We start from the raw sequence: 16,565 nt of genomic DNA on the forward strand, positions 1-16,565 counted from the left end.
TGGGTTTTCGTTTGCGCGGCTTGCAAATTGCGACGAAACGGGAAGGCAATTTGCAAGACAGAGGCGGGCCGGCTCTCAAAACGCCCCCCTTGCCGTCAGCACCGCCCAAGGGGTGCGGAGCAAGATCGAGAGGTCGGTCAGAAGATCGCGTTCCCGCACATACTGAAGGTCGAGACGCACCTGCTCCTTGAACCCGAGCGATGCGCGCCCTCCGATCTGCCAGAAGCAGGTGAGCCCGGGCTTGACCGAAAGCCGCTTCCAGGCGTCACCTTCATACCTGATCACCTCGTCCGGCAGGGGCGGGCGCGGGCCCACCAGCGCCATGTTGCCAGCCAGGACGTTGAGGAGCTGCGGCAGCTCGTCGATCGAGAAGCGCCGGATGAACCGTCCGACCGGGGTGATGCGGGGGTCGTCCTCCACCTTGAATGTCACGCCGCCAGCGCCGTGGTGGTTGAGGGCTGCGACCTCGCCCCGCTTGGCCTCCGCGTCAGCGACCATCGAGCGGAGCTTCAGCATTAGGAACATGCGCCCGCCCTTGCCGACCCGCTCCTGTTTGAAGAAGATCGGCCCCGGACTGGTCAGCTTCACCGCCGCCATCGCAGGCAGTAGGACCGGCGCCGTCAGGACGAGCGCTGTACCCGCGCCGACCAGATCAAGGCAGCGCTGTAATTTGTTGTGCACGGAGCGTAAATGGCTTCGGAGGCCGTCCGTCAGGGCATGGCCGAGATAGACCGGATTGCCCAAGATGTAGCGTCGCCACATGCGGGCGGGTTCTTGAATGAGGCGCCAGGTCCATTCGAGACCTGCGGACCTAAGAACGCGGGGCGCGCGCGAGACCCGCTCGGCCATGAAGTCGAAGAGGCCTCCCACTGCGAAGACGAGGGGAGCGTCGATGCTATTCGCGTAGCGGTCGATCCACAGTTCTTGCCTGGGAACACCCATGGCGACGAGGACGATATCGGCTCCCGAACGGTTGATGGTATTGACGATGTTGCGAGAGGCGTAGTCCTTGAAATAGCCGCTGTGTGTACCGACGACCTCTATATGGGGCCAGGACCGGCTGATGGCGGCGGCGACATCCTCTGACACGCCTTCCGCCCCGCCGAGAAGGAAGACGCGCTGCCGCGTGCCCCGAAGGCTGGCGAAGAGCGCGGGCAGCAAGTCCGTTCCGTTGAGATTGGCTACGAACCGTCGGCCCTTCGCCTTGGCCGCAAGCGCCACGCCGGAGCCGTCGGGGAGGAGCATGTCGGCCCTTCTGAGCGCAGTGGCGTAGTAGGGGTTCTCCCTGACGACGTTGAAGCAATGGGCGTTCATGAACATCACGCGCGTGCACTGACGGTCATTGAGGCGTTGCTGCAGCATCGACAGCGCCTTCGATCTTGACAGGTTCAGGACACCCAGCCCTTTGAGCTCGATGGGCGTTTCGTTTCTATCGATTTGGTCAACGGGTGTTCTCTGTATCTCGGTCATTGCTTCTCCTCCCTTAGGGTCGAAGAGAGTAGTGCAGGCAGAGTGCCGGTCGCCGGATATCTCAATAAGAAAGGAAAAACAGAAGGATAACGGATCAGCTAGATCGTCTGTCGGCAGAATGCAATCGAATTGTGTTCAATTTGAATGGAATCTTACAAGGACTGAACGCATCGCTATTGCGACCCTATACTGACGAATCAGTTGGCGGAGCATATCCCTTGCGGCAACGACGGCAAGGTATGTGCAGTCTGCATGGCAATTTCAGACGGAAGGGCTGGCAATCCGCGTGACGCAGCCATCGTTGGGGGGGTCTGTAGTCCTTCAAGCATCTGAAGTATAAAGAGAAAAAAGGTTTTTGTTTCCGGACAGCTCTCGGCACGAAGGCTGCGATTGATCCCCCAACGAAGGATCGGTCCCATGCTGCTCACAAGGACACTAGGAAGACATCTGAGCGCGCTCGCCTCGCAGCGCATCGTCCGCAACCTGGCCTGGCTTGCGGGAGGCGACCTGCTCACCCGGGCCGTCCGTATCGGGTCCATCGCCATCGTGGCGCGGCTGATAGATCCCGATGCCTTCGGTCTCGCGGCACTTCTGCTGTCGAGCCATGAACTCGTCAAGGTCGGTGCCCAGATCGGCACCGGACAGTCGATCATCCGCGCGAAAGCCGATGACCTCGAGGCGGTGGCCGAGACCTGCTGGCGGCTCAACTGGATGATATGCACCGCCCTAGCCCTCGTGCAGATCGCCGTCGCCGTTGCCATAGGCGCGGTTGCGAGCGACTGGTCCATCACCTTGCTCGGGACAGCGCTCGCTGCGGTTTTCATCGGGATGCCTGTCGGCCTCGTCCATGTCTATCTTGGTCTGCGGGCCGAGCGCGCCGATGCGGTGGCCAAGATAGCCGCCGCGCAGAACATGGCGGACGCGGTCCTGACGGTGGCCTTGGCCCTCGCGGGGGCAGGGGTATGGGCGCTCGTGCTGCCCAAGGCGCTGACCCTGCCAATCTGGCTCGTCGGCGTGAGGCGGATCGTCTCCTGGCGGCCGGAAGCGTCGGTCACCCCGGCCCCTTGGCGTCCGATCTTGCACTTTGGTCTGCCGATCCTCGGCTCGGAAGCTCTCGTCGCGGCGAGGAACCACCTCGACAAGCCTCTCATCGGTCTGTTTCTCGGAATCGACGCGCTCGGCGTCTGGTATCTTGCGACCTCGGCAGGCACTGGTCTGGCACAAGCTGTCTCGTCCGCCTTCTCCTTCGTCCTCATGCCCTTTCTGTGTAAGGACGAGGGTGGCGAGAACCGCACGGCACGCTTCGATCGTTTCGTCCGCATCGCTCTTCCCGTTCTGACACTGGTGTTCATCGCCCAGGCTTTCGCCGCGCCGGTCTACGTTCCGCTGATCTTCGGCCATCGTTGGTCCGAGGCTGCGGCCATCGTTGCAGTTCTTTGCCTCTCAGGCGGACCGCGGCTCCTTTGGGACGGCGTGGTTCAGCTTGCCCGCAGCGAAGGACGGAGCGGTATCGAGTTCAGCAGTAACCTGCTCACCGGTTTCCTCTCCTTCGCAGGCCTGACGATTGGAGCGCAGCACGACCTCCTCAACGCTGCTCTTGCGATGGTGATGGTAACCGCCGCAGCCCAGATCGGTTTGTCGCTCTGCATACGGTTCATCACTCTCAGGAATCCGACCCCCTCATGAGAAAGGAACGCCGCCGTGCTTGAAGACCCTCTCTTCAGTGTCGTCATCCCCTCCTACCGCTCGGCATCCATGGTTGGGGAGGCGGTGAGATCAGCGCTCGCTCAGGATGCCCGATCGCTCGAAGTGATAGTCGTCGATGACGGCTCTCCAACCGAAGACGCTCAAGCGGCGGAAGCGGCAGGGGAGGGCGACCCTTGCCTTCGGATCATCGTTCAGCACAACATGGGGGTGTCGGCGGCGAGGAACACGGGGATCAGGACGGCGAGGGGGCGCTTCATCGCCTTCCTCGACGCGGACGACGTCCTCCTTCCGGGTGCTTTGTCCGCTCATCTTGCAGCGTTTGAAGAGCACCCGGAGCTAGCGCTGTCCTTCGGCCGCGTGCGTTTTTGGGATCCGGCCTTCGGCGAAAAGGGGCGCCAAAGCGCTCGCTGCTTCTCCCTCAGCCTACCGCGTATTCTCGGTGACAATCAGGTGTGTACCGCATCAAACATGGTCGTTCGGACCGAAGACGCCCGCCAGATCAACGGGTTCGACGAGGCGCTGCGGCGGGCCGAGGACCAGGACTTTCTCGCGCGGCTCTATCTTGGCGGATATCGCACCCGCGGGCTCGACCGTCTGACGCTCAACTACCGCACCGTCTCCGGCGGCCTGTCGTCCGACCTCGACCTTTTTGCCGCCGACTGGCGAAAAGCCGTCGAGAAGGCTCGCCTCCTGGCGCCGGGAGATGTTGCGCTCGCCGAACCTGAGATCGAGGCGCGCTTTGCGAGATACGCGGTACGGCGTCGGTTGCGCCTCGGGACATCGGGGGCAAGGGATCTCAGCCTTCTCGCTGGCCATCTCGTCAAGGCCCCCGGGCTTCTCCTCAAAGAGCCTCGCCGTTGCTTCTCGACGTTCATCGGCGCCGCTGCCGCGCCCCTTTTCCGTCACCCGCATCTGACGCGGGTTCTTTCACGCTAGAAAGTAGGAGACTTTGCCATGACCACGAACTCCACAAGCCCGACGGTCTCAGTCATCATGCCGGTCTACGGGGCTGAGCTGACGGTTGCCGAAGCGGTCCTGTCCGTTCTCGATCAGTCCTACCTGGATTTCGAGCTCATCATCGTCGATGACGGCTCGAAGGATTCTAGCATCGACATCTGCGCGACCTTCGATGACGGACGTCTACGGATCGTAAGACAGGCCAACCGCGGTCTTGCGGGCGCGCGCAACACCGGAATCCGTCACGCGCGAGGCCGTTTCATCGCGCTCATCGACGCGGACGACAGCTGGCACCCGGACAAGCTGAGAAACCACGTCATCCACCTCGAAGCGTCGCCTTCGGTCGGTGTGAGCTACGCCGGGTCCAACCTGATGGACGAGAGGGGGGAGTGCCTTGGCGTTCATCAGCGTCCACGCCTCACCTCGGTCAGGCGACGCGATATCTTCCTCCGTAACCCCATCGGGAACGGTTCGGCACCGGTCATTCGGCGTGAGGTCTTCGACGCGATCGCCTATATCGACCCCATTCACGGGGAGCGCGCCTTTTTTGACGAGAGGTTTCGTCAGTCCGAGGACATCGAGTGCTGGATCCGCATCGCGCTCTCGACGCCCTGGCGGTTTGAAGGGCTTCCCGGCCGCCTGACCAACTATCGCCTCAATGCCGCGGGGCTCTCGGCGGACACGGCCAAGCAGCTAGAGAGCTGGGAGCGCATGGCGGACAAGGTCGCCTACGCCGACCCCACTTTCTTCCGCCGGTGGGGGCGCATGGCGCGTGGGTTCCAGCTCCGCTATCTCGCGCGCCGCGCCGTCCAGACCGGCGACGAGGCGGAAGCCCTTCGCCTTTGCAAGGAGGCCCTTAGTGAGGCTCCGCAGCTTTTTCTCCGTGAGCCGAGGAAGACGATCTCGACCGTGGCGGCAGCCGGCTTCCTCGCCCTGGCGCCTGGAGCCCTTCGCAACCTCGTTCGTCGTCGCCTCTTCGGCAGGGCGGCGTCGTGATTAAGGTCGCCCATCTCCTCGACGATAACCGAGTGGGCGGTGTCGTCCAGCATCTCAAGCTGTTCCGTCACGAACGGCTGCTAGAAGTCGCTGAATCGACTGTGGTGCCTGTCGATACATCGAAGCCTGGAGTGCGGATCGGCGCCGACATAATGGTCCTTCATCTGACAATGAGCTGGAGAAAGCTGCCCTTCCTCCTCGGCCTTCGTCTTTCGAACCCCCGTGCCTTTATCATCCTCGAAGAACATAGCTACACGGAAGGCTTCGAGCGTCACTGCGTACGGACGGCCAGGCGGTTCCGGCTGATGCTCCGCCTCGCCTACCGGCTGGTCGACCGCGTGGTGGCGGTCAGCGAAGCCCAGGGCGGGTGGATGGCGCGTCTGGGCCTAGTACCCCCGCGAAAGCTCAGCGTGATCCCTATGGCGCGGGAGACGGACAGCTTCGAGAGCCTGCCTTCGCCGTGGGCCCGTGGCCCGATCAGGCTCGGTCTTCTTGGCCGGTTCGCCCCGCAGAAGGGAATCGACCACGCCATCCGCGCCGTGCGGGGCCTCTCCGGGATAGAACTCGTCATCGGCGGCTACGGCCCGATGGAGGACGAGCTGAGGACCCTTGCCGAGGGCGCACCGAACATCACCTTTGCCGGGAAAGTCGAGGACCCCCGAAGCTTCATCGGGAGCATCGATGCCCTTCTCATGACCTCCCGCTACGAGGCGTTCGGCCTGACCGGTCTTGAAGCCCGGGCGGCGGGCCGGCCTCTCATCGCCTACGAGGTGGATGGCCTTGCGGACCAGCTCGCGGCAGGCGGCGGCATCGCGGTGCCGGCTGGTGACGAGGCGGCAATGCGCGAGACGCTGGAGCGCCTGACAGCCGACGACATCGAGCGCCTGATCCCGGCCGCCCGCTGCGGTGCTCATGAGTGCTACGACAAACAGGTGGAAGCCTGGCGGGAGCTTCTCGGCACCTGCCGGTAGGTTTTCTCAATGGCTCTCGCCGCTAACCGACCGCTGAAGCAGCATCCCGTCCCTGAACGCGATCCCCATAAGTGTCAGGCCCGGCCAGTAGAGATAGGCCAGCATCTCCATGTTCTCGCCAAAGCTGAAGAAGATCATCAGGAGGAGGCAGGCGAGCGCGGCCCTAGCGGACTTGAGCGCAGATGAGAGGACCGAGAGTTCGAGGAGGCTCCAGACGACGGGGACGAGGAAGGCGAAGAAGCCCACGAGGCCCTTCACGAAAATTAGGCCGTACCAGGAGTGATGGCTACCGATGGGCATGTACTCGACATAGTGCGGTCCTGGCTCGACCACCCCGTGTCCCCAGATCGGGTTCTCCTCGAGCCCCCGCTCCCGGGCGATCCGGTTGAGCGCGCCGCGCACCCGGCTCGAATCGGCGCGGGCCGAGGTAAAGCTGCCGATGGCTGCGTCGGCGATCCGTAGAAGGACCGGAGCGAGGATACCTGCGGCAAGGCTTGCGACGCTCGCCGCTAGGAACGTCGTCGGGCGGAGGATCCGGCTCACTGCCCAGGCTGCCGGGTAGATGAAAAGGAGGCTCAGCATCGCCATGCGCGACTGGCAGAGAACAACAATGGAGAGGGCCGCGGCGACGCCTACTGCTTTCCAGAACCGGTTCCGCTCCTCCATGGCACTGATGAACAGGAGGTTCGCGATGAGACCTGCCGCCGGAGCCCACGGCGCGAGAAACTGCCAGCGCGCAAGGCCGCTGTCAGGAGCCATCGAGTAGAGGTAGACGGTGAAGACCTCCGGTCCGGGTCCTCCGATCACCTTGAGGGGAGAGACGAACAGCGCCTCGGGAAGACCGGCGAGGGGCGCGAGGACAAACAGCGGAAGTAGGACGAGCGTCTGTAGAGAGAAGTAGCCGCAGGCGCGGAAGATCGTCTCGGCACGGATGTGGAGGCAGGCACCTACCAGAGGAAAAAGCGCGAGCAGAGCCCAGCCCTTGGCCCAGCCGATGGTCGACTTGATCGTCTTTGCAAGGCCGAGGTCGTTGCCAAAATGCCCGGCGAAGAGCGCGACGAGCATGACAATCATCGAGGCGATCCACACCCAGACACCGAAGGGTACGGAATGGGGCCTCTTCGAGGGGGAGAGCGCGGGTGCGAAGTAGCTGCGGATGCAGAGAAGCGCGAGGAGAAGGTAGCCCACCATCGGACCGAGGACGTAGAACGCACCGACAGCATATGCGGGCCAGCTAAGGGCCCAGCCCCAGAGCGTCAGACTGTCTTCAAGATGACCCGCAGAACGGGGAGCCTGATCCATAGGAGTACCAGCATGAAGGTCCAAAGTATCGAGGCCGCTAACGCACCAGCGAGGGCAAGCTTCGGCATCGGGGCGGAGGGGCGGGTCGGCAGGGACGGGGCTTCGAGCACCTGAACCAGGGGGTAGGACTGGAAGACATCTGTCTTCGAGGTGTCGATACGGGCGAGGGCGGAGGAGAAGACCGCCTCCGCGATCAGGTGATCCCTTTCCAGATCATCGAGCCGCGCCGCGACGGGCTTCAGGTTTTCGACGCGCAGAACAGCGGTTTCGATCTGCCAGGTGAGCTCCGAGATCCGGGCCGCGATGGCACCCCTGCGGGCCGAAGTCTCGACAAGATCCCTCATCAGCGCGCCCCGCTCCGCTGCTGCCGCGTGCTGGAAGAGGGGTACGAGGGCATCATCGCCAAGCCCGGTCAGAAGGCGGCCCCGTTCTATGAGGGCGGCGATCAGGGATGCGGCCGTGCGCTCGGCCTTTCGAAGCTCGGGGTGGTTGTCGCCAAAGCGAAGAGAGAGCGCGGCGATGTCGCTACGCTCGGTCGCGAGGCGGTTCATCAGTTCTTTGGCTTCTGGGTCGGTGAAGATAGTGAAGGCCTGCACCGCTAAGGCTTCATCAATGCCGAGAAGAGAAGCCAGAGTCGTAATCCGGCCAACCGCCTCGGCCAGCATAGCCTTCTGCCGCTCGACCTCTGCCCGAAGGCCCTCCAGCTCGCCAACGATATCCCTATACTGATCGATAGACACGATCCCTGAAGCGCTCTGCGTTGAGAGGATCGCCGTCCGGGTCCGCGTCAGGCCCTCGCGGAACTCGGCGATGTGCCGTTGGTAGACGTCCTCGCGTATCGCCATCTCGCCTCGGCGAAGCTCTTCGAGCTCCAAGAGGAAGGCATCGAGGAGGGCTGCCGCATAACGCTCGGCGTCGGCGGGATCGGCTCCGGACAGCTTGATCATCATAAGCTGGGTTTGATCGACGAGCTTGATGGAGGGGTCGGGGAACGCCTCGACCTTCATGTCGAGGTTCGCTGCCGCGCGGCCTAGCACGCGCCGGGAGGTAATGATCCGCTTGTAATTTTCGGTGGGGCTGAGCGATGCCTGGGAAAAAGGCGATGCCGTCATCGACGATGCCTGTCCGATCTCGCTCAGGTTGATCGAGCTTCCCGCACCGGCTCCTGGCATGATGAGCGTCATATCGCTCGTGTAGCTTTTCGGCGTGAAGAATGCGTAGGCGATGGCGAGCCCGAAAATCAAAAGCGAGCCGAGAAGTCCAAGGCCAACATAGCGCCAGCCGCGTCCCTCGGGGTCGAAGCCGGAGATCGCCTTGCGGACAAGACCTTTGCCAGCGTGTCGAGCTTGGAAGAGGTCGGCCTGGCGCGGGCGAAATATAGAGCTGATCTTCTGCAAAACCATCACTCTGCCGCCTCCAAAAGCCCGACAGTGAGAAGGCTTGGGCCGGCCAGCTCACCGATCATGGCCAGGACATCGCGGACGTTCGTGGCGACGGAGTTGTAGCAGGCGATGGCGTCCCCGGGGAGGAGGGTGGGATTGAACTCGGCCCGGTCGGGCCGCCTGACGAGGTCCTCGACGGCACGCTGAATCACGACGCTCTCGCCGGTGATGGGATCGGTAGTCGCGAGGATGGCGAAGCGGCCGGCATTCGTCACCTGGGTCCCGCCGACGCAGTTCGCCGAGAAGAGAGCCTGGAGGAGCGTCGTCCCGTAGGGCAGGCTTGTTGAGTGCTGACCGATCGCGGATGGGCCATTAGCTCTGGCAGGGGAGGACAGGTTCGAAAGAAAGACTCTTACCCCCGGCGGTGTGATCGGGCTTGGCTGCGCGAGGCCAGCATCGAAGCAGCCTCGGCTCGGCACCACGACCCTGTCGCCCGACATCAGGAAAGGATCGTGCCGTCCATTTCCGGCTAGGGCGTCAGAAAGGTCGACCTTGCGCTCCTGGCCCTCGCGCATGATCACGATGCCCGAAAGGTCTGCATCCGGACGGATACCCCCCGCCGCCCTTAAGGCAGCTGACAGCCTCCGTTGGATTGCGTGGTCACCCGATGCCTCGACCTTGTCTGACTGAAGAGCCTCCGCAGGCAAATCGTTGACGGTGACCGGGCCAGGAATGAATACCGCACCGTCAACCACGACATCGACCGGCGCCCACGCTCCGACAGTTAGCGAGACTGAAGAATAGCCTTGCTTGTAAATCCGTTCTCCGACGAGAGCGTTCTCAACTGCATCTTCCGCTGAAGCGATACTGCGCCCGGCAACGCCGATCGGTGCCATATGGCGCAGGCTGATCGTGCCGTCGCTCGCGACAACGACGGGGCCTGAAAAAAGAGTGTCATCTTCGACATTCAGCTGGAGAAGATCACCTGGCGCTAGGCGGGGGTCGCCGAGCTGGTTGTGATTGCGACCAAACGGAAGAGCTGCGACTGCTTCAGGAAGTCCTTGTACTTTGCATCCATGTGTGTTCTCCACCCCTGCCCATCCGAAAGGCAGTCGCCGCGCGCGGTAATCGGAGCGCCATTCAGCCATATAGGCGGAGGAAACCTCGCTCTCCTCAAACCCGTTCTTGGGCACCACCGACGCGGCGCAGCTGCAAATCATTGAGAGTCCGAGGAGGCGGACGCCGAGCTGGATGGTGCTAGAGAGAATGATTTTGAAGGACATGCACCCTGGACTGCATGATCAAGGCCGGTTTCTGATTTTCGTAAGAGTATGAAATCGAGGAACAATTTCATACGCTGGACAATCTCAGCTGTGGTACGCGATGCCAAATGCGAGAAAGCTGTGGACAAATGCGGCTCAAAGATACGGAACCGACATCCGAACGCAGCGGATTACTGAAGGCTTCTGTTTCGAAGCATCACCAGACGCATAATGCACCGTTGATGATTAATCAGAGTGTGCTGGACAACTGATGGGGAAAGGTCAAACGAGAGGAAGGGAATCCCATGACCTCCTGGTTTGCACCGAAACGCTCTGCGCCCGTACGGAAAGTCGTTCAGCAGCCGGCGTCCGGCTGATTCCTGGGGGTGTCGAAACCTATGGAGTCTGCCATGTAGACGCAAGCTATCCGAGCGCAGCATAACCCCTGCGGCCTGCGCTACCAGACCGACCTGACCGATGCGGAGTAGGGCTTGGTGAGGCCTCTCCTGCCAGAGGATTCGCCCCTCAGCGGGCCGCGCAAGTAGCCGCTTCGCGCGCTGCTGAACGCGTTCGCCGCTGCGCGCCTCACTCTACGTTCTTCAGGCGGGCTGCCCCTGGCGGCTGGTTCCGAACGACTTCCCACCTTGGAGCACGGTCTGGAACTGGTTCCGCGCTCTTCGCGATGGCGGGGCTTCGTCCGCATGGGCCGCGCTCTTCTGGTCCTGGATCGCGAGCGGGAGGGACGCGAAACAAGCCCGTCGGCCGCCGTCATGGACAGCCAGCCCATCAAGACCAGCGAAGTAGGCGGGCCACGGGGCTAGGACGGGCCGAAGAAGGTCACGGGTCGCGAGCGGCACGCTTCGGTCGATATGGACGGGAGGCTACTCATCGCGCAGGTTGGACCCGCAAGTCGGCAGGATCGAGGTGCCGTTAGCCCACAGATGACGGCCCCCCGATTGCGCTTCCCCCTCGTCCGCGTGATTTTCGCCGACGCGGGCTAACAAAAGCCGCGGGCCGCTGAAGCCCGCTAAGTGCCGCTCGAGATCGTCTAAGGTGTGCCGGGCCAGTGTACCTTCGTCGTTCAGCCCGCCGGTGGGTTGTGACACGCACCTTCGCGTGGCTCTGCAGAAACCGACGCTTCTAGAAGGACGCCGCCGCCACCGTCCTCCTCGTCAGACGATTCGGACGCTCAATGTAATTCTTGTACAGACTATCAGTACAAAAAATATACGATCCGCTCACAGACGGCCCTACACTCATCAGCTTGACGAGCTCACCGCGTCATGATCTTCAGATGAGACGGGGTGATTGGAAAGTCTGTGATGTCTTCTTTTGCGCCGAGACCGTAGTTCGGTGAATCGCCGATTGTGTTGAATAAGTCGCTCTGTCCGTAGACCGAACAGTGATTCTGTTGTCTCGTGGCTAACCGGGGGACGCGGCGATGATGGGGGATCGGCTGAGCGGACAGGAGAGCCTATTCTACGACTTCTCGCTCGATCGGTTCGTGCCGGAGGGACACTTGCTGCGGCAGGTGGACCGGTTCGTCGACCTCGAAGGCGTCCGCTCAAAGCTCAAGCCCTTCTACAGCGAGATGGGGCGGCCGTCCGTCTGCCCGGAGCTGATGGTGCGAATGCTGCTCTGCGGCTACCTGTTCGGCATCCGCTCCGAGCGCCGGCTCTGCGAGGAGGTGCACCTCAACCTCGCCTACAGGTGGTTTTGCAGGCTTGGGCTGGACGGACAGATCCCGGACCACACGGGCCTTCTCGAAGGCGCGGCACGGCCGGTTCCGCGACAGCGATCTCTTCCGGTAGCTCTTCGATGAGGTCGTCGAGCGCTGCATTACCGAAGGGCTCGTCGGCGGCGAGGCGTTCACCGTCGATGGCAGCCTGATCAAGGCGGACGCGGATCGGCGGAAGGGACCGCACGGGAAGTATGGTCTGCCGCCTGGCAAGACGAGCCGCGCGATCGAGGAGTACCTGGCCACGCTCGACGACGCGGCCTTCGGCGCGGCGAGCGATGTGGTCCCGCCGCACCTGTCGGAGACGGAGCCAGCGGCGCGCTACACGAGCGCGCACAGGGGACCGGGCTACTACGCCTACAGCTGCAACTACTTGATCGACAACGAGCACGCCGTAATCGTTGATGCCCTGGCAGGCAGCACCGTCCGGCAGGCGGAGGCGATCACTGCGAAGCGCATGCTCGAGCGAGCCGAGGAGCGGCATGGCCTCTACCCCGAACGGCTCTGCGCGGATATAGGCTACGGCTCGGCAGAGATGCTCGGCTGGTTGGTCGAGGGTGAGGCGGAAGAGCAAACGTGGAAGGACCCGCGTTTGTCCGCCGAACGGGATCGAGCCGCATATCCCGGTCCATCAGACCGGCAGGCGGGCCGAAGGCATGCTGGGCCGAGAAGACTTCCACTATGATGCCGGTCGCGGCTGCTACGTCTGCCCAGCGGGCAAGGAACTACGCGCCTACCGTCACGGCTCACGCGCTGCGAAGGGCAAACCGAGCCCAGAGGACTTCTGGAAGTACCGTGCTTCCAAGCACGACTGCGACCCGTGCCTGCTGAAGCCGCGCTGCTGTCCGAACAAGCCCAACCGAACCCTCGTGATCCACGTCCATGAAGGCGCTCGCGACATGGCGAGGGCCATCGCCAAGACCGACCAGTAGCGCCGCTCACGCCGCGAGAGGAAGAAGGCCGAGATGCTCTTCGCCCACCTCAAGCGCATCCTAAAGATGGGCCAGCTCCGCCTGCGCGGCCCAACCGGCGCCCAGGACGAGTTTACCCTCGCCGCCCTCGCACAGAACCTCCGGAAGCTGGCGAAGCTGAGGCTCATCGCACCAAGCACCGTCCACTGAGGCGGGGAAGCGGGGCTGGCCCGCATGCCCGTTCGTGACCGTTAAGCCACTGCCGATCCAAACCCCGACTTCTTCAACACAATCGGCAGAAAAGCGTCGGTTCGTTTCGAAATTTCAAACTCAGACACTACCTAGGCATGAAGTTTGAGGCGCCGCGCCAGGCAATCGAGCTGGTTCGATTCTGGATCTCGGGCTCCGTTCCGCGGCCCCGAGATGACAGTGCTCGGTACCACGCGACTGTCCTGCCTCAGGGGGAGAGGTGAACACGGTCCGCCTCAGGCGGGGTGGGGTGGTTCGGGGAGGTTGAGGGGGAAGCTGAAGGCGGCCTTGTAGCCGCCGTGCTTCTTGTCCGTGCCGATCTCCACCGTGGCGTGGCCCTGGGTGGAGAGGTTCATGATCAGGGCCTGGCCGATGCCCTTCTTGGCGGAGTTGGTCTGGCTCGGCGGAAGGCCGGGGCCGTTGTCGCGGTAGTGGATGTCGAGCTTGCTGCCGCTCACCTCCAGAGTGAGGAAGATGGCGGGCTCCTCCACCTCGGCGAAGGCGTGCTTCATGGAGTTGAGGATCAGCTCGTTCACCGCCAGCGCGATGGGGACGGCGCGGTCCACGCTCATCACCGCCGTGCCCTTGGCGCGGACCTTCAGGGCCACGTCGTGTTCGACGGCGAGGGCCTGGACGTTGGCCTGGGCCTGCTCGGCGAGGAAGGAGACCACCTCGATCTCCGTATGCCCGCCGGTCTGGTAGAGCCTGCCGTGAATGTCGCTCAGGACGCCGACCCTGGCCGAGAGATCGCCGAAGACGGATTTGGCGTCCTCCCCCTCCAGCTTCTTCGCCTGCAGCCGCAGCAGGGCCGAGACGATGGCGAGGTTGTTCTTCACCCGGTGGTTCACCTCGTAGAGAAGCGTGTCCTTCATCTTCAGGGCGTCTTCGAGGGCCTTCTGGGTGGCGAAGTCCTCGGTGCGGTCCGACACGGTAAGGACGGCGCCGAGCTGGGTGCCGTCCTCTCCCAGAACGGGGCGGGCGGTGCCGACCGCGTCGATGACCGTGCCGTCCGGGCGTTTGACGAGCCAGTGGGCATCCTCGACGGTCTCGCCCTTCGTGACCGCCCTCGTCATCGGCAGCTCCTCGGTGGGGAAGGGCTCTCCATCGGGGGTGAGGAGGTGGTAGGTCTGCGTGTACTCGTCCGGCTCGACATCGAGCGCCTTCACCCCATGGATGGTAGCGGCAGCGGAGTTGACGAAGATCAGCTTGCCGTCCTTGTCGGCCACGATCACCCCCTCGCCGAGCTGCTCGAAGGCGGCGTGGAGAAGGTCTTCCTGGATGAGACCGAGGGACCGGATCAGTTCGCTGGCAACGGACACTAGCTCACACCTCGCTGGGGCGCTGTCAGCTAAACCATGTTAAGTTATCGCTGTCGATAACAACCGTATGACCGTCTCCCCATTCCTTCTCGGCGTGGTGCAGGACGTCGTCTGGACAGGGCCTCTCCCCTGTGCCACCCGCCCGGCCATGCCGCGCCCGATGAAGAAAGAGGACATCGAGGAGTTCTACCGAAGGCTCGAGGCCTCCATGCCCGAGCCGGAGACCGAGCTCGCCTACAAGACACCTTACGAACTGGTGGTGGCGGTGGCGCTCTCGGCCCAGGCCACCGATGTCTCCGTCAATGCGGCGACGGCGAAGCTCTTTCCGGTGGCGAACACTCCCGAGGCGATGATCGCCCTCGGCGAGGAGGGGGTTGCTCCCTACATCAAGACCATCGGCCTCTGGCGCAACAAGGCGAAGAACGTGATCGCCCTGTCGCGGATGCTGATCGAGGAGTTCAGCGGCAAGGTGCCTCAGACCCGCGAGGAGCTGCAGAAGCTGCCCGGTGTCGGGCGTAAGACGGCGGACGTAGTTCTCAACGTGGCCTTCGGCCAGCCCACCATCGCGGTGGACACCCATATCTTCCGCGTTTCGAACCGCACCGGCCTTGCCTCGGGCAAGACCGCCGATCAGGTCTCGGACAGGCTGGTGAAGCGGACGCCTGCGCCCTATCTCCTGCACGCCCATCACTGGCTGATCCTGCACGGGCGCTATGTCTGCAAGGCGAGGACGCCGGAGTGCTGGCGATGCGAGGTCGCGGACCTCTGCGGCTTCAAGGACAAGACGCCCTCGCCCGAGGAGCGGGCCGCTCTCAAGAAAGTCCCCGGCAAGAAACCAGCCAAGAAAGCTGCGCGAAAGAAGACCGCATGACCCCCCAGGAACGCATCATCATCGCCCTCGACCTGCCCACCCTTGAGGAGGCGGAGACCCTGGTCGCTCGCCTCGGCGAGGAGGCGGTCTGGTACAAGATCGGCTACCAGCTCCTTCCCTTGGGCGGCTACGCCATGGCTCGGCGGCTGCACAGCCGGGGCAAGAAGGTGTTCATCGACGCCAAGCTCCTCGATATCGGCTCGACGGTGGAGAAGGGTGTGAGGAGCCTCGCCGAACTCGGCGCCGACTACCTCACGGTCCATGCCGACCCCGACACGGTGAAGGGGGCGGTGGAGGGGCGCGGCGGCTCGGACCTATGCATCCTCGCGGTGACGGTGCTGACGAGCTGGGGAGAGGAGGCGCTGCGCCACCACGGCATCGAGGGGAGCGTCGAGGACGCCGTCCTGCGCCGGGCGGAGATGGCGCTTGAGGCGGGGGCGGACGGCCTCATCGCCTCGGGCCGCGAGGCGCCGCTTCTGCGCGAGCATTTCGGCGACGGCCCCATCATCGTGACCCCCGGTATTCGTCCCTCGGGCGCCGCTCTCGGCGATCAGAAGCGGGTGCTGACCCCCGCCGAGGCGGTGAAAAGCGGGGCCACGCATCTCGTGATCGGCCGTCCCATCAGCCAAGCTGCGGATCCGAAGGCGGCGTTCGATGGGATCGTGGGAGAGCTCTCAGCGTAGGGCGGATTGCGAAGCCATCCGCCGTGCAAAGGCGCAGCGGCGGAAAGCTTCGCGTTCCGCCCTACAGCGCTACCGCCCGTCCTTCATCTCGCCAAGAAGCTCGGCATAGGCGGCTTCGATCTCTTCGGGTTTGGCATCGACATCGACGGTCCTGGTGGCCGAGGTGACGGAGATCGCCGTCTCCTCCTCGCCTGCCACGTCATAGGCGAAGCGCTCGATGCCGATGACGCGGGCTTTCACCCCGTCTCGCTCGGTGAGCTGGTCGGTGCGGCGGGTGAAGACGCCCTCGCCCTCGAACTCGCGCGGCTGAAGGCTGCGGGAGCCGTCCTGGTCCATGGCCTCGAAGAGCTTCTCATGGCCGAGGCTGCCGCCCGGTGCGCGGGGCTGGGTGAGGCCCGCGAACTCGCCATAGGTGATGACGCCGTCGGCATTGCGGTCGTAGCTCGAGAAGACCTGGTCCTCGGCCATGGACACACCGCCGCCGAAAAGCGCCGCGGTCAGCGCCGCCCCGGCAGCGCCCGCGGCGGCCTTGAGCGGGTTGTCCTTGATGGTCATGGTGAAGGTCCGGCGAGCCTTCTCGGGCGGGGAGGCCGCTTCAAGCTCCTGGGCGATCAGCCGCCGCAGCGTGTCCGAGGCTGTCACCCCCTGCTCGCGGCAGGCCTCCATGAAGGCCTGCTTCTGGCTGTAGGGCAGCCTGATCTCGATCGTTTCGGACTTCTTCTCGGGCCGCGGCATCATCCCTCCCCA

At 63.7% G+C, this 16,565-nt stretch carries 12 protein-coding genes and 2 pseudogenes; 8 read left to right on the top strand and 6 right to left on the bottom strand.

The window, feature by feature from the left end; translation table 11 throughout:
• Positions 1-75 precede the first annotated feature (75 nt).
• Complete coding sequence (locus tag NOG11_RS00975; protein ID WP_502260776.1) at positions 76-1,470, bottom strand: WecB/TagA/CpsF family glycosyltransferase; 1,395 nt, start codon at positions 1,468-1,470, stop codon at positions 76-78.
• A 417-nt stretch (positions 1,471-1,887) separates the two neighbouring features.
• Here NOG11_RS00975 and NOG11_RS00980 point away from each other — a divergent pair, with 417 nt between their 5' ends.
• The 4 genes from NOG11_RS00980 to NOG11_RS15070 are packed head-to-tail and all read left to right on the top strand — an operon-like array spanning position 1,888 to position 6,101.
• Positions 1,888-3,156: an oligosaccharide flippase family protein gene (locus tag NOG11_RS00980; RefSeq protein WP_256617754.1), complete on the top strand. Its 1,269-nt coding sequence runs from the start codon at positions 1,888-1,890 to the stop codon at positions 3,154-3,156.
• A gap of 15 nt (positions 3,157-3,171) precedes the next feature.
• A complete protein-coding gene (locus NOG11_RS00985; RefSeq protein ID WP_256617755.1) occupies positions 3,172-4,113 on the top strand; it encodes a glycosyltransferase family 2 protein in 942 nt (313 codons plus the stop codon).
• 18 nt (positions 4,114-4,131) lie between these two features.
• Positions 4,132-5,130 (top strand): glycosyltransferase family 2 protein, encoded by a 999-nt coding sequence (locus NOG11_RS00990; protein WP_256617756.1) that lies wholly within the window; start codon positions 4,132-4,134, stop codon positions 5,128-5,130.
• Entirely contained in the window at positions 5,127-6,101 is a 975-nt protein-coding gene (locus NOG11_RS15070; protein WP_256617757.1) for a glycosyltransferase family 4 protein, read from the top strand. Before NOG11_RS00990 ends, NOG11_RS15070 begins: the two co-directional genes overlap by 4 nt.
• A gap of 6 nt (positions 6,102-6,107) precedes the next feature.
• Here NOG11_RS15070 and NOG11_RS01000 read toward each other — a convergent pair whose 3' ends face one another.
• From NOG11_RS01000 to NOG11_RS01010, 3 genes are all read right to left on the bottom strand, one after another.
• On the bottom strand, positions 6,108-7,292 hold the full coding sequence (locus tag NOG11_RS01000; protein WP_256617758.1) for an O-antigen ligase family protein: 1,185 nt from the start codon (positions 7,290-7,292) through the stop codon (positions 6,108-6,110).
• Positions 7,293-7,357: 65 nt separating this feature from the next.
• Positions 7,358-8,806 (bottom strand): GumC family protein, encoded by a 1,449-nt coding sequence (locus NOG11_RS01005; protein ID WP_256617759.1) that lies wholly within the window; start codon positions 8,804-8,806, stop codon positions 7,358-7,360.
• Positions 8,806-10,068 carry a polysaccharide biosynthesis/export family protein gene (locus tag NOG11_RS01010; protein WP_256617760.1) on the bottom strand — a complete coding sequence of 421 codons (1,263 nt, stop codon included), beginning with the start codon at positions 10,066-10,068 and terminating at the stop codon, positions 8,806-8,808. Before NOG11_RS01010 ends, NOG11_RS01005 begins: the two co-directional genes overlap by 1 nt.
• 404 nt (positions 10,069-10,472) lie before the next feature.
• Here NOG11_RS01010 and NOG11_RS01015 point away from each other — a divergent pair.
• A pseudogene (locus NOG11_RS01015) lies at positions 10,473-11,188 on the top strand (IS5 family transposase); the annotation flags it as partial.
• A gap of 300 nt (positions 11,189-11,488) precedes the next feature.
• Positions 11,489-12,906, top strand: a pseudogene (locus tag NOG11_RS01020) (transposase).
• Between the two features lie 275 nt (positions 12,907-13,181).
• Here the strand turns inward: NOG11_RS01020 and NOG11_RS01025 are convergent.
• Positions 13,182-14,264 (bottom strand): sensor histidine kinase, encoded by a 1,083-nt coding sequence (locus NOG11_RS01025; protein WP_256617761.1) that lies wholly within the window; start codon positions 14,262-14,264, stop codon positions 13,182-13,184.
• A gap of 160 nt (positions 14,265-14,424) precedes the next feature.
• Here NOG11_RS01025 and nth point away from each other — a divergent pair, with 160 nt between their 5' ends.
• The gene (gene nth, locus NOG11_RS01030) at positions 14,425-15,135 is read left to right on the top strand and encodes an endonuclease III (RefSeq protein WP_370468208.1); all 711 of its coding nucleotides are present in this window, start codon (positions 14,425-14,427) and stop codon (positions 15,133-15,135) included.
• Positions 15,132-15,818 (top strand): orotidine-5'-phosphate decarboxylase, encoded by a 687-nt coding sequence (gene pyrF / locus NOG11_RS01035; protein ID WP_256617763.1) that lies wholly within the window; start codon positions 15,132-15,134, stop codon positions 15,816-15,818. Before nth ends, pyrF begins: the two co-directional genes overlap by 4 nt.
• 69 nt (positions 15,819-15,887) lie before the next feature.
• Here the strand turns inward: pyrF and NOG11_RS01040 are convergent, their stop codons facing one another.
• Entirely contained in the window at positions 15,888-16,553 is a 666-nt protein-coding gene (locus NOG11_RS01040) for an EF-hand domain-containing protein (protein ID WP_256617764.1), read from the bottom strand.
• Positions 16,554-16,565 lie beyond the last annotated feature (12 nt).

The organism is Parvularcula maris (genome assembly GCF_024505085.1).
Taxonomy (GTDB): Bacteria; Pseudomonadota; Alphaproteobacteria; order Caulobacterales; family Parvularculaceae; genus Parvularcula; species Parvularcula maris.

What these genes read in the sequence shown, in the direction of transcription:
- NOG11_RS00990 (WP_256617756.1), top strand. Translation starts at nt 4,132, where the DNA reads ATGACCACGAACTCCACAAGCCCGACGGTCTCAGTCATCATGCCGGTC.
- NOG11_RS01000 (WP_256617758.1), bottom strand. Translation starts at nt 7,292, where the DNA reads ATGGTGGGCTACCTTCTCCTCGCGCTTCTCTGCATCCGCAGCTACTTC.
- NOG11_RS01040 (WP_256617764.1), bottom strand. Translation starts at nt 16,553, where the DNA reads ATGCCGCGGCCCGAGAAGAAGTCCGAAACGATCGAGATCAGGCTGCCC.
- NOG11_RS00980 (WP_256617754.1), top strand. Translation starts at nt 1,888, where the DNA reads ATGCTGCTCACAAGGACACTAGGAAGACATCTGAGCGCGCTCGCCTCG.
- pyrF (WP_256617763.1), top strand. Translation starts at nt 15,132, where the DNA reads ATGACCCCCCAGGAACGCATCATCATCGCCCTCGACCTGCCCACCCTT.
- nth (WP_370468208.1), top strand. Translation starts at nt 14,425, where the DNA reads ATGAAGAAAGAGGACATCGAGGAGTTCTACCGAAGGCTCGAGGCCTCC.
- NOG11_RS00975 (WP_502260776.1), bottom strand. Translation starts at nt 1,470, where the DNA reads ATGACCGAGATACAGAGAACACCCGTTGACCAAATCGATAGAAACGAA.
- NOG11_RS01010 (WP_256617760.1), bottom strand. Translation starts at nt 10,068, where the DNA reads ATGTCCTTCAAAATCATTCTCTCTAGCACCATCCAGCTCGGCGTCCGC.
- NOG11_RS01005 (WP_256617759.1), bottom strand. Translation starts at nt 8,806, where the DNA reads ATGGTTTTGCAGAAGATCAGCTCTATATTTCGCCCGCGCCAGGCCGAC.